Raw genomic sequence first — 12,521 nt, 5'->3', positions numbered from 1 at the left:
CGCCCCTAGTCTAAATTTGAGAACAGGTGGATGTTCATCTGGTAAACGCCGTCGGCCTTTTCTTGATCTTCGCCGATGATGCGTCTCGCCTTCGCCTTGAATTCCTGCAGCTCGGCTTCAAGTTTCTTGTACGCCTCGCTCGAGATACTGAAGGTGAGCGTGCTCATGACGGTCGGCTGCTTGGGTGGCGTCATCAGGGCCTGTTTTGAAAGTTCGAAGCATTGCAACTGGTATTGCTTGATGAGTTCCGCGTTGTTGTACGGGCCGCTGCTGATACTTTCTTTGGTAGGCTTCCAGAAGCCGTTCTCGTTCTTGCGCGCAAGTCCGAGGCGTTCCAAGAGTGCAAGCGAGTCCTTGAGCTTTCCGAGTGGCACCTTCGGAAAAATCCGCTTTTGAACCGGGGCCATGTCGACGCCGACATCCATTGCGTCAAGAATCGCAAAAAGGGCGCTGTTGTACCAGTGGCTGTAGTATTCGTAGGCGTCTTCGTTTAAGATATGCTGCGGGTTCGGGTGCAGTTTCAAAAGTTCCTGCATCGCGGCGTTGCGGATGGCGTCGCTTTTAGCCTGGTCGAGTCCGACCAGGGTCTCAAAATACTTGGCCTCTTTCTTGTCAAGTTCCAGAATTTCGATAAATTTTTGCACCATGCGGGGGCTGACCTTCTTGCCCCTGAGAACATCGGCGAAGTAGCTGCGGCTCTTTTCGAGGCCCAACAGGTTGCAAATTTCGGTACGGGTAAAGCTCGGCTCCTCTTTGGCGCGGGTCGCTTGGTATTCTTCCAGGAACTTGCGAAAGTGAGTAAACTGGTATATGTCTAAATAGCGATTCACGGTAACTAATATAGATTTTTTATTGGAATTGTGCATGGTGGCTCAAAAAAATTTGAGAACATGTAGCGTGGCTCACATTTTTGGGAAAAACGGGAATTTTTACACCGAATTAACGAAAATGAGCATTTTTTTAGCTTTTTTTGCAAGATGATAACACTTTTTTACTACGGCAAACTGGAATATTGGGTAAAAAATGGATTATTTTAGAGATGAGGATTTTGGGAAATGAAAAAGGTGCTTTTTGTATATATAGTGACGGCGTGCGCTCTGGTCTCGCAGGTAAGTGCTCGTCCGGCTGCTCCGGGATTCCAGACTATTTCCAACAAAGACGGTAGCTCCGTGTCGATTCGCCATTTTGGCGATGAACATTACCATTATGCCGAAACATCTGACGGCTACCTGGTTATGGGCAATGGCGATGGCAGCTATGTGTATGTGGGCGAAGATGGCTTGGCGAGTAAAGTTATTGCCAAGAATGTTGCTGATCGCACTCCCGAAGAAAAGTCTTTCTTGAGCAGTTTAAACCAGGAGGCGGTTCGTCAGAAGCACCAAGAACTGAATGGGGACCGATTTCCCGAGGAAGAAGGACTGAACGAAAACGAGAACTTTAGCCATGTTCCCCTGATGTCGTATAATCAGGATGGCGAATCTGCCATGATGCTCCGACGTCCGACTTCGGAAAAATGGACGACTGGGGAACGTTGGTTTCCGGTACTCTTGGTAGGGACTACCGATAAAAATTATGGCGATTCAGCGGCGTTCCATGATTTTTTGAATAAGCCGGGCTACAACGTCAACAACAATATCGGAAGCCTGCGTGATTATTTCTTGTATGTGTCGGATAGCTTGTTTAATCCACATTTTGACGTGTACCCGATCCAGCTCAATAAGGCGTTGACGGACTATGGCACCGGCGACAACTTTAAGGAAGGCCAGTTTACTGCGGAAGGCCTTACGGAGTTGGCGAAACGTGCTGATTTCCAGGCGAACGCAAAAAAATATTGCATGAAAAATTCTAATGTCGACGGGTTTATATTCCTGTTCCCCGGCATGGAAGAAGACGCTCTCAAGCAGAGTGAAATCTTTTGGGGACACCAGTTCTGGATGCAGAGCAACGGATCGTCATCTGGCTGGTATCCGTCGGCATACAAGGCGGGTGGCTATACCTTTGACAAATACTTGTTTATTGCCCAATATGCAGATGGTTCAAGGAATTCCAAAATCAACAAGATGGGAATTTTTGCCCATGAATTTAGCCATGTAATGGGTTTAAACGATCATTATGGTAAGGATGCGAGTAAGCAGCAGGTGAATGGTCCGGGGGCTTACGACATTATGTCGCTTGGCATGTATAACGGAACTTCGTATAACGAAGGCAATGCGCCAATGGGGTATTCCGCGTACGAAAAAGAAATTATGGGTTGGCTGAAACTGACTGAGTTAGAAGCCGACCAAGTTTACTCCCTCAGAAAATTGAGCGAGATGCAGGCGTATTCTGTCACGAACCCGAACCAGAATGATGAATATTACATTGTTGAATACCGTCCGGCGGAATCTTACGATTCGTATATAAAGAATTCGATCAGTTGGAACCAACGCGGAAATGGCGTGTATGTGTGGTATATCGATTATGATAAAACGATTTGTGTGACGAACAATAATGCGAATGGCGATGTCGATCACCAACGTGTAGCGCTCAAGTCGGTGCTTGCGGCTAAAGGTTACTATGCGGACTTTACCTATGTGAATAAGAACGGGACGTCTTCTGTGCCGGGCGTTTACAATATTGTGCTCGATGGCGACGACAGAGCGTGCTTTACGACTTCGCAGGAAATCTCTTTGACGGCATGTCCCGAAGAATCAAGTTCTTCTGTCGCAAGTTCCAGCAGCGAGATTAATAGTTCCGACACCGAGGTCGAAAGTTCTAGCAGCGAAGAATCGAGTTCTAGTCAGGACGATGCGGAATCTTCTTCTAGTGAAATGCTGGAACCTGGTTTGTCTTCAACCGTTACTGGAATTGTCTCGGTTGTTGCGGCTCCGCAAGTGCAGTTCTCGCTGGAGGGTCGCCAGCTCCACGTGCAGACCGATGTGGCGGGCCTCAAGGAATTGCGGCTGTTCGATCTGCAGGGACATCTGCTCCATTCGGAAAAATTTTCCGGGAATTCGACTAGTCTTGAAATCGGAAAATTCAGCCGCGGAAAATATATCGTGCGGCTGAGCGTGGGTGACAAGCTTGTTGCCGTGAAAAGAATCTAAGAAACGGAAGAGAATGCCCCTGCATATTTGCGAAGGGCAGTGTGGCGATTTATTTCCCGCCGACGGGGAATAGCGCGAATTCTAGCTGGAAAACTTTATCGCTCCCTTCGTCTTCTTCGGCGAGGAGTGCGATTTCTTTGCGGAAGGCGTTGATGCGTTCCACAATGCGTTCGTAGCCTTCTTGGCTGATGCCGAGCGTGAGTCCCGAAATGTGGCGCGTGCCCGGAGGGTCGCGGTCGATGGAGTCGGCGGCAAGCTTGAGGCATTGCTGGTGGTAGCCGCGGAGAGCAAGTTTAGAAGTCCGGTCGCCGGTAGTAATGGCGCTTTCTGTCAGGACGTATTTGCCATTGTCGTCTTTCTTGATCAGCTGGCATTCTTCAAGCAACTTTACCGATTTTTTCGCCTCGTCGGCGGTGATATGCGGATGCACCCGCCTGGCGAGCGCTTCGAAGTCGCCGTCAAAACCGAATAGTCCGATGAGGCTACGGACGGTAAGGTGACGCCAATCCGAATACACCATGTACTGGGCGTGCCCGAGCAGGTGCTGCTTTTCGGCGAAACGGACAACCTTAAGCGTTGTCTGCATTTCTCCGAAGGCGGCGTTCCTTTCTTCGGTGGTTTCGGCCTGGTTGAACTTGACGAGCGCGACGAAGAATTCCGTTTCGTGTTTCCCGAGGCGCAGCCCCGAGGCGACTTTTGGAATGCTTTGGTTAGACAGATTTTTGTCGCCGTTCATCACGCGGCTGATAAAGTCCTTTGCCTTGAAACCGATCCTGTCCGAAAATACGCGGAGAGAAAAGGCGGGACTAGCCTCTTTCTTTGCGTTGTAGTAATCCTTCAAGAATTCCCGGTAATCCAGGTACTCGAAGATTTTTTTTGTCGGTTTCTTTTCGGCCATACCTTAAATGTAAGAAAAATGTCTACTCGGAGGTATGTCTTTAATGTTTTCCCGTTGTCCAGGAACAACGCAAAATGTGATGGTTGTCAAAAATAGCTTTGAAAAGATTGATGCGAAATTTAGATTATGGACACAAAAAGGGTGTACAGATATGAAAAATATGGGAAAAATGTTTGGTCGCGTCGCCTTGGTGGGCGTTGTCTCGATTTTAGGAATTTCTGCAGTGCAGGCCGCTGTTCCGGTGAGCGAAGTGGTGAGTCTGCCGACGGATGCCGCCTACGGTGGCGGCGACAAGGTGGGGTCGCAGCTGGTTGCGGCTACCTACAATGCGGGCGAGGGGCCGGGTATCTGGATTGTGGCCGATGGCGGCTACAGGCTCTACCATAACGGGGCGCTCCTTGCCGAAGACAACCAGGCGGGCCGCGTGCGTTTTGTGCCGATGACTTTCTTGCCCGGCGAGAACGCGATTTCGGTCGTGGGCGTGAACGGTTCCGGCGCTCCCGGCGTTCTTGTGCAGATTGATGATCTCGACAAATCCTACTATTCCGGCGGCGCTTGGAAGGCGAAACCTACGGTGGGTAACAACTCCTGGAAGAACAAGGGGCGCGACCTTAGCCAGTGGGGCGGTGCTACGACTTTGAACTATGCGAGCAGTAAGCTCCCGAGCGGGGCCGCCCTTTCGGGATTTGCCGCGAATACGCAGGCCAAGTGGATCTGGAGCGGCGCGGAAACTGACCCGACGGCCGTGCTGCTTTTCACATTCAACGTGAAGGCCGAAGGTTTCGGTGCTTCTACGACGGGCGGCGATGCAGGAAACATCGTCATCGCGAGCGATTCGGCGAGCATCCGCAAGTACCTGCAGAGTAACGATGCTGTGACGATTCTGGTGCCCGAAGGTACATACGACTTCAGGCGTTTCCGCAATGCAGTGACCGAGGCGAATGCGGCCGGGCGTACCTGGTGCCGTACGACTTGCGGCGAGACGAATCGCGTGACGGGCAAGACGAACAAGTTCTACCGCATCGCCTTCGAGAAAAACAGTTGCGCGAGCCTCGGGGAATCCGGACTTGAAATCGTGAAGGAATCGGACAATCTGCAGGCGTGGAGCAACTGGATTACCACCAAGCCCAACAAGAGCCTCGTGGGCATGGGCCGCGGTGCGAACCTGCGTGGAGCCTCCATCGTGGTGCGTAGCTACGAAGGGTCCGGAAACCATATCTACCGCAACCTCGCCATTTACGATGTGAACCCGCACTTGATCGAGGGCGGCGACGGCCTCGAGACGGTGGGCTCCGCATCGAACCACGTGAAAAAGTTTTGGGCAGACCACATCAGCTACAAGTGGATCAGTGACGGCATGGACATGGAATTCGTGGACGACGCCACTATCAGCTACCTGGATTTTGACGGCGCGAACGAATACAACTGCTGGGGCACCGATCCTTACATGGCGCTTGTCGAAGATGCGCACCTGACATACGCGAACAACTACTGGCACAATACCTACGGCCGCGTGCCGAAGGTGACGGGCGAAAGCAACGGTTCGCAGGTGCATCTGTACAACCAGTACGTGGATTACAACCGATTCTTTATTGCAGGTGCGAACGGCCACAGCGCAAGCGCGAAGGCCTATGTGCGCTACGAGAACAGCTATATCGATAACGGCCAGGGCTATCTGGCCGAATGGGGCGACAACGGCTACGTGTACTTTAGCGGAGTCACGTTCGGGAGTGGTACCAAGCAACAGCACCGTTACAACGGCACGGTGACGCAGGGTGTCCCGAATGCGGCGACGTTCAACCCGAGCTACAGCTTTGAAAAGCGTACCGTGGCAAATCTCCCGAAAGAAATCCCGAATCTCTCGGGCGTGGGCGGCCGCTACGGTAAAATGCCTGAATACAACCAGGGATTTGGCCAGAGCAACAAGGCTGCGAATGTTTCTCTCTCTGCTCCCGCAACGGGGGCGAAATTTGACGCGGGTGCAACGGTCACCTTGAAGGCCGACGCGAAGGACGGCGACGGTTCCGTGAAGAGTGTCGCCTTCTACGTGGGCAACACGCTGGTCGGTTCTGCAACTGCCGCACCCTACCAGGTGAATGCAAGCGGGCTTGAACCGGGAGTGTATTCCGCGGTTGCAGTCGTGACGGACAATTCGGGCCTTTCGCAGATGTCTTCGTTTGTGACCTTCACGGTCGAAGGGGCTGCTTATCCCGAGGTCGTGAAGTGCGGAGCCGGTTCCAGCAGCCAGAGCATCAATCTGGGTGAACCGATTGTGGATTTCTGCTACACCTGGAGCGGCACCGAGACGGTCGTGCCCCAAGGCTTCCCGGCGGGTGTTACGACTAGCATCGACAAGGAAAACCGCAAAATTTCTATCAGCGGCACTCCCACTGCGGCTGGCGAATACGTCTTCACCGTCACGGCGACCAACAACGATTCCACCTTTGTCAAGAGCGGCCGCATCGTGGTTGCAGACCCGAATGCTCCAGAATCATCTTCGAGTACTGAACCGGAGTCTTCTTCGGGCGAAATTATTGAATCCAGCAGCGGAACGACTTCGATTGCGCAACGCAAAAACCTGTCAACTGAAGCCGAAACGGGTTTCTACCGTATCTTTGATATGCAGGGCCGTCCGCTGTTTGCTGGCGAACGCAAACCGGCAAGGATGCCTGCAGCTCGCGTGATGGTGGTGGAGTATACGAAAAACGGCGCCGTGAAGCGCCGCTACATACAGTAGTATAGTCATTCTCGACCCTGGAGTGCGTAGCACGATAGGGGAGGGAATCCATTATTTTCCTATACTATCTAATATTTTCTGAGCCTGTTTGGCCATCATATCATTGCCATTCATCTCGATTACTTTTTGAAGACGCTTAACACCGTCTTCAATTTCTATTTTATTCGTAATACTTGTCTCGCCTAGAATGTATAGGGCGCGACGGGCGAAGTTCTTGTCTTTTTCGCGCGAAAGGCCTTTCTTCAAAAGAAGGATGGCTGCCTCGGGGGAATTCTTCGCCTTGGCGATTTCGCCCCATTCCAGCCATTGGTTGCTCATAATTTCAATGTAGAGAGTCGGGCTGGTCATCCGTTCGGCAAGTGATTTTACGAGTTCCCCGTCGACAGGGTGTTCCTGCAAAAGTTGGGTCATCGCCTGGGTCAGCTGACGCTGAGCCTGGTCGAATTGCCCGAGTTTGGCGCTTGCAAATCCGGCCTCGATGGTGGCGCGGGTTTTCGCCTTCATTTCTGCCATCGGGTTACGGCTCGCGACGCGACGTGCTCGTTCGTTGAGGGCGTCCAGTTTGAGTTCTCGCTTGTTCTTGCGGCGAGTCTCAATCTTTGTCCCGGCGAAAGCTCCTGCTCCGAACAGAAGGGGCGAAAGAATGGAGACCGCCCCGAAGATTCCCGGGTTCACGAACCAGTTGATTGCCATGTCCAGGAATAGTCCCGCAAAGCAAACTGCGGAAGTTGTCGTCGAAATCATATCCTTGCGGGGAGCAAATGCAGTTGCGCCGAGTAGAAAGGCGATGGTGAGGCTCATTCCCATGTAGCGTTCGCCATCATAGTGATCGAAGAAGCTTGTTCCCGTAAGGATCGAAACGAAGATTCCTCCGCAAAGGGTTACTCCGACCACGATTCCCCATAAGATATACCATTGCCAGCGCCTTTCGAGTTGAACCGTGGCAAAGATGAAGAACGCTGCGAAAATCAGGTAGCTCCACACGCTCGGGAAAAGCATCCAGCTGGTAAGCAGGTTGCTGTATTGTTCCCTCTTGGGAACGAACGCCATATTGTAGCGGGTAAACTTGTCCGTATAGTTGTTGATCCATTTCGTCAGTTCGCGACGGAAATCCGATTCGCTGGGGTAGCGCTTGTGCTCTTCGGCGAAGGCCTCTTTACCGCCCTTGATTTCCCACCATTCGCGGAAATCCTTTTTCATGATTTCGATGCGGTCTTCTACGATGTAGGATGGTTTCTGGGCGAGCGCCCTCGCTCGGAACTGTTCGAATTCCTCGTTGCGGATTTTATCGGTAGGTTCCAGCCCGACGGCTTTGAATTGTTCGGCGCCTTCGTTTTCCCACCATTTGTTGAATGCCTTTTCTATCCCGCGTTCGTAACGGTGCTGGTTGATATAGGGCATCGCCCCTGTGACGGCGTTAAATATCCCAAGACCCAGAATCAGGGCGAGGATAATATACTGAACGGGCTTGAGTTGACGGAGGCCGTCAAGGAACAGCTTCTTTAGAGTTGCTTTGAACATATCTCAAACTGATTGCTAAAAATCACTTGAGCGGGTTTTTGTCGCTCTTATACCACTTCATGAATTCGGCGATGCCGTCATGCAGGCTCCAGTGGGGCTTGTATCCGCACTCGGTTTCAAGTTTGGTGGTATCGGCGTTGGTCTGGTACACATCACCGGGCTGCATGGGCAAGAAGTTCTTCTTGGCGGGTTCGCCGTAAGCGTTTTCGATTTCGTCAATGAAATCCATGAGCTTTACGGGGTGGCTGCAACCGATGTTGTAAATCTTGTAGGGCACGTTGTTGGCGCACTTGGCGGCATCGGGCACGTGGTCCAGTGTGTGGATGGTGCCTTCGGTGATGTCGTCGATGTAGGTGAAGTCGCGGATCATGTCGCCGTTGTTGAACACCTTGATGGGTTCACCCTTGGAAATGGCGCGGGCAAAGAGCATGGGCGACATGTCGGGGCGTCCCCACGGCCCGTAAACGGTGAAGAAACGTAGACCCGTGACGGGCAGGTTGTAGAGCTTGCTGTAGCTGTGGGCCATGAGCTCGTTGCTCTTCTTGCTGGCGGCGTACAGGCTCACCGGATTGTCGACCTTGTCGTCTTCGCTGTAGGGCACCTTGCTGTTGAGGCCGTACACGGAACTGGACGAGGCAAACACCAGATACTTGACTTGGTTATGGCGGCAGGCTTCCAGGATGTTCAGGAATCCGACCAGGTTGCTTTGCAGGTAGGCGTACGGGTTCGTAATGGAGTAGCGCACGCCTGCCTGGGCGGCGAGGTTCACGACTTTGTCGAACTTTTCTTCGGCAAAGAGCTTGTCCAGGGGTTCCTTGTCGTCGATGCCCATCTTGACGAATCGGCAGTTCTTGTACTTGGAGCTTTGCACCATGGCGCCGTAGGCGAAGTTGTCGCCGGGCTGCTCGATGCCGCCCTCGCGGAGTCGACCGTACTTGAGTCGGACATCGTAATAGTCGTTAATATTGTCGAGGCCCACCACTTCGTCGCCGCGTTCCGCGAGCATGAACATGAGCTTGGAGCCAATAAAACCAGCTGCACCTGTAACAAGAATTTTCATGTGAGATAATATAGCAATTAGAATTTGGAACTTAGATCTTAGAGCTTGGATGATTCTTCTAAGTTCTACCAGCTAGGCTCTATCAACTATTTTCTACCTTTATTCCCGATGTCCACAGTGATTCTTTTCAACAAGCCTTTTGGCGTTTTAAGCCAGTTTACGCCGGAGTCGGACCATGCGGCGCTCGATACGTTCGGGTTTCCGCCGGGTGTTTATGCGGCGGGGCGTCTGGACCATGACAGCGAAGGCGCACTCTTGCTGACGGATAATGGCAAACTGATTAAGAAACTGCTGGATCCGAAGTTTGAGCACCCGCGAACCTACTTGGCGCAAGTGGATGGTCAAATTACCGAAGAGGCGGTGCGCAAGCTTGCCAGGGGTGTCGATATCAAGGGTTATCACACCAAGCCCTGCAAGGCTGAAATTGCGGAAGAACCGGACTGGCTTTGGCCCCGTAATCCGCCGGTGCGTTTCAGGGCGAATATTCCCACCAGCTGGGTACGCCTTACGCTCATCGAAGGCAAGAACCGCCAAGTGCGTCACATGACGGCGGCGGTGGGGTTCCCGACACTTCGCCTTATCCGCGTGCAGATAGGAAAAATTCCGCTCGGCAATTTAAAACCCGGCGAGTGGTGCGTAATTACAGACAAAGTTATTTAAGGCGTTTTTTATACAAGAATGCCCCGCAAGTAAACTTGCGGGGCGCTTTAGTCTATAAATGGTCTATCGCAGCTTTCGGTTCTCAAGTTACTCTCGACCGAAGGGGGAGAATTTAGCACTGGTTCCCGTCTCCCCTCCGCTACGCTTCGAGGATGACACGCTCCAGGATGACAAAAGTGTTAAATCAAACCTTCGAAGAAATTATTTCCCTTGTCATCGACCAAGATGAAGACGGGGCGGACAGCACTTAGCACTTTAGCGCTTAGTGCGCATGGCCCCCGCTTGGGCGACGATTAAATGAGCCCTTCGAAGAAATTATTTCCCTTGTCGTCGACCAAGATGAAGGCGGGGAAGTCCTTGATGGTGATCTTGCGGATGGCTTCCATGCCGAGTTCCGGGAAGGCCACGATGTCATTGGACAGAATGTTCTGTTCAGCGAGGATGGCTGCCGGACCACCGATAGAACCTAGGAAGAATCCACCGTACTTCTTGCAGGCGTCGGTCACGTCCTGGCTGCGGTTGCCCTTAGCGACCATGATCATCGAAGCGCCCTTGCTCTGGAAACGCATCACGTACGGATCCATGCGGTTAGCCGTTGTCGGGCCGAAGCTACCCGTGGGCATGCCTGCCGGAGTCTTGGCCGGGCCGGCGTAGTAAATCGGGTGGTCAGACACGACCTTCAATACGGTCTTTTCTTCGTCGGTGAGTTCTTCGCCGCGTTCCTGCTTGTCGAAGATTTCAGCAATCTTGGCATGTGCCATGTCGCGGGCCACGATCATCGTGCCCTTGAGGCTGAGGCGCGTCTTCACCGGGTACTTGGTGAGGTCGGCGAGCACTTCCTTCATCGGGCGGTCAAGGTCGATTTCAACTGCCGGAGCGAGGTTCACGGCGTTGCCTGCCGGAATGTAGTTTTCCGGATGGTGTTCCATCTTTTCGAGCCAGAGGCCGTTCTCGTCAATCTTAGCCTTGATGTTGCGGTCGGCAGAGCAGCTCACGCCGATAGAAACCGGGCAGCTAGCAGCATGACGCGGAGCGCGAATCACGCGCACATCGTGCACCAGGTACTTGCCTCCGAACTGGGCGCCAATGCCCGTCTTCTGGCAGATGTGCAGAACCTTTTCTTCCATTTCGAGGTCGCGGAAAATACGGCCGCCTTCGGAACCCGTGGTCGGAATATCGTCGAGGTAGCCGCAGCTGGCAAGCTTCACCATGTGCGTGTTCATTTCGGCAGAGGTTCCGCCAATCACAATCGCGAGGTGGTACGGAGGGCAGGCCGCAGTGCCGAGCGTCTTCACCTTTTCGGCGAGGAACTTTTCCAAGGACTTCGGGTTGAGGAGCGCCTTGGTCATGGGCCAGTAGTAAGTCTTGTTGGCAGAGCCACCGCCCTTCGCCACAAACAGGAACTTCATCTCGGCGCCTTCTTCGGCGTGGATGTCGATCTGGGCAGGCAGGTTGCAACCGGTGTTCTTTTCTTCGTACATGGTCAAGGGTGCAATCTGGCTGTAGCGCAGGTTCTTGGTGGTGTAGGCGTTGTAGATACCTTCCGAAATCGCTTCGGCATCGTCAAAGCCGGTCCACACCTGCTGGCCCTTGTGGGCAACGCAGATGGCCGTACCGGTGTCCTGACAGAACGGGAGAATGCCCTTTGCGGCAACGCAGGCGTTCCTGAGCATGGTGAGCGCGACAAACTTGTCGTTGTCCGAAGCTTCCGGGTCCTGCAAAATCTTTGCGACCTTCGCCGTGTGGGCCGGGCGCAGGCAGAATTCCACTTCTTCAAAGGCGGCCTGGGAGAGTCTGGTGAGCGCCTCGGGGGCGACCTTCAGAATCTTCTTGCCTTCGAATTCGGCGACGGAAACGCCATCTTTACCGAGATTTACGTATTCGGTAGTATCTTCACCGTGCTGGACGGTTGCTTCATATTTGAATGCCATAGTGTTCTAGTGGTTAGTGGTTGGTGGTTAGTGGTTAGGATCTAGGGACTGGAGTTAGGTGTGGGATGTGTAATGACTAATTATAAATTTCACATTTCACATTCCACATTGATTTTACGTGTGTAATTTAAAATTTCTAGCGGTTTTGGTCTTAAATTTCTGTCTGAATGGAGTGCTTTTACCCCTGACGGTGTGCGAAAAAATTGCAAAATGCCGACGTAAAGACGAAAAAGGCGGACAATTTGAACTTTTTTTATAAAAAACTTGGCGAACGGCCGAAATTTGTACTATTTTTTCATCGTAAAAGTTTAAAATCTAGTGAGGAATACTATGAAGATCAAGAATCTCATGCTCGCATCTATGCTTGCCTCTGCTGTTGTTTTCGCGGCCCCGGCTGCCAAGACTGCCGCCGCTCCTGCTGCAAAGGCTGCTCCCGCTGCAGCCCCTGCTGCCAAGCCCGCTGCCGAAGCCCCGAAGGCTGAAGCTGCCGCACCGGCTCCCGCTGCAGCTCCTGCTGCTCAGCCCGCCGCCGAAACCCCGAAGGCTGAAGCTGCCGCACCGGCTCCCGCTGCGGCCCCTGCTGCTCAGCCCGCTGCCGAAGCCCCGAAGGCTGAAGCTGCCGCACCGG

Annotated in this window: 9 protein-coding genes; 4 read left to right on the top strand and 5 right to left on the bottom strand. The window is 52.8% G+C overall.

Annotation, left to right across the window (positions count from 1 at the left end; genetic code table 11):
- Positions 1-5: 5 nt before the first annotated feature.
- Entirely contained in the window at positions 6-830 is an 825-nt protein-coding gene (locus Q0P86_RS10455) for a TIGR02147 family protein (RefSeq protein WP_295039290.1), read from the bottom strand.
- Between the two features lie 225 nt (positions 831-1,055).
- On the opposite strand from Q0P86_RS10455, the gene Q0P86_RS10450 reads away from it, so the two are divergent.
- Entirely contained in the window at positions 1,056-3,086 is a 2,031-nt protein-coding gene (locus Q0P86_RS10450) for a M6 family metalloprotease domain-containing protein (RefSeq protein ID WP_295039288.1), read from the top strand.
- 49 nt (positions 3,087-3,135) lie between these two features.
- Here the strand turns inward: Q0P86_RS10450 and Q0P86_RS10445 are convergent, their stop codons facing one another.
- Entirely contained in the window at positions 3,136-3,984 is an 849-nt protein-coding gene (locus Q0P86_RS10445; RefSeq protein WP_294114845.1) for a TIGR02147 family protein, read from the bottom strand.
- Positions 3,985-4,144: 160 nt separating this feature from the next.
- Between Q0P86_RS10445 and Q0P86_RS10440 the strand changes: the two genes are divergently transcribed.
- The gene (locus Q0P86_RS10440; protein WP_295039286.1) at positions 4,145-6,721 is read left to right on the top strand and encodes an Ig-like domain-containing protein; all 2,577 of its coding nucleotides are present in this window, start codon (positions 4,145-4,147) and stop codon (positions 6,719-6,721) included.
- Between the two features lie 51 nt (positions 6,722-6,772).
- On the opposite strand, the gene Q0P86_RS10435 is transcribed toward Q0P86_RS10440, so the two are convergent.
- The gene (locus Q0P86_RS10435; RefSeq protein ID WP_295039285.1) at positions 6,773-8,242 is read right to left on the bottom strand and encodes a hypothetical protein; all 1,470 of its coding nucleotides are present in this window, start codon (positions 8,240-8,242) and stop codon (positions 6,773-6,775) included.
- Between the two features lie 22 nt (positions 8,243-8,264).
- Positions 8,265-9,302 (bottom strand): NAD-dependent epimerase/dehydratase family protein, encoded by a 1,038-nt coding sequence (locus Q0P86_RS10430; RefSeq protein ID WP_294983140.1) that lies wholly within the window; start codon positions 9,300-9,302, stop codon positions 8,265-8,267.
- A 45-nt stretch (positions 9,303-9,347) separates the two neighbouring features.
- Between Q0P86_RS10430 and Q0P86_RS10425 the strand changes: the two genes are divergently transcribed.
- Positions 9,348-9,962 (top strand): pseudouridine synthase, encoded by a 615-nt coding sequence (locus Q0P86_RS10425; protein WP_291023260.1) that lies wholly within the window; start codon positions 9,348-9,350, stop codon positions 9,960-9,962.
- A 293-nt stretch (positions 9,963-10,255) separates the two neighbouring features.
- Here Q0P86_RS10425 and Q0P86_RS10420 read toward each other — a convergent pair whose 3' ends face one another.
- Positions 10,256-11,893: a fumarate hydratase gene (locus Q0P86_RS10420; RefSeq protein WP_290993178.1), complete on the bottom strand. Its 1,638-nt coding sequence runs from the start codon at positions 11,891-11,893 to the stop codon at positions 10,256-10,258.
- 330 nt (positions 11,894-12,223) lie between these two features.
- Here Q0P86_RS10420 and Q0P86_RS10415 point away from each other — a divergent pair.
- On the top strand, positions 12,224-12,521 hold a 298-nt coding region (locus Q0P86_RS10415), incomplete at its 3' end, for a hypothetical protein (protein ID WP_295039282.1).

The organism is uncultured Fibrobacter sp. (genome assembly GCF_946062555.1).
In the GTDB taxonomy this organism is placed as follows: domain Bacteria; phylum Fibrobacterota; class Fibrobacteria; order Fibrobacterales; family Fibrobacteraceae; genus Fibrobacter.
This window is presented reverse-complemented; position numbering and strand designations above follow the sequence as displayed.

Excerpts from the sequence above, each read along its gene's own strand:
- Q0P86_RS10450 (WP_295039288.1), top strand. The coding sequence starts at position 1,056 with ATGAAAAAGGTGCTTTTTGTATATATAGTGACGGCGTGCGCTCTGGTC.
- Q0P86_RS10445 (WP_294114845.1), bottom strand. The coding sequence starts at position 3,984 with ATGGCCGAAAAGAAACCGACAAAAAAAATCTTCGAGTACCTGGATTAC.
- Q0P86_RS10440 (WP_295039286.1), top strand. The coding sequence starts at position 4,145 with ATGGGAAAAATGTTTGGTCGCGTCGCCTTGGTGGGCGTTGTCTCGATT.
- Q0P86_RS10435 (WP_295039285.1), bottom strand. The coding sequence starts at position 8,242 with ATGTTCAAAGCAACTCTAAAGAAGCTGTTCCTTGACGGCCTCCGTCAA.
- Q0P86_RS10430 (WP_294983140.1), bottom strand. The coding sequence starts at position 9,302 with ATGAAAATTCTTGTTACAGGTGCAGCTGGTTTTATTGGCTCCAAGCTC.
- Q0P86_RS10420 (WP_290993178.1), bottom strand. The coding sequence starts at position 11,893 with ATGGCATTCAAATATGAAGCAACCGTCCAGCACGGTGAAGATACTACC.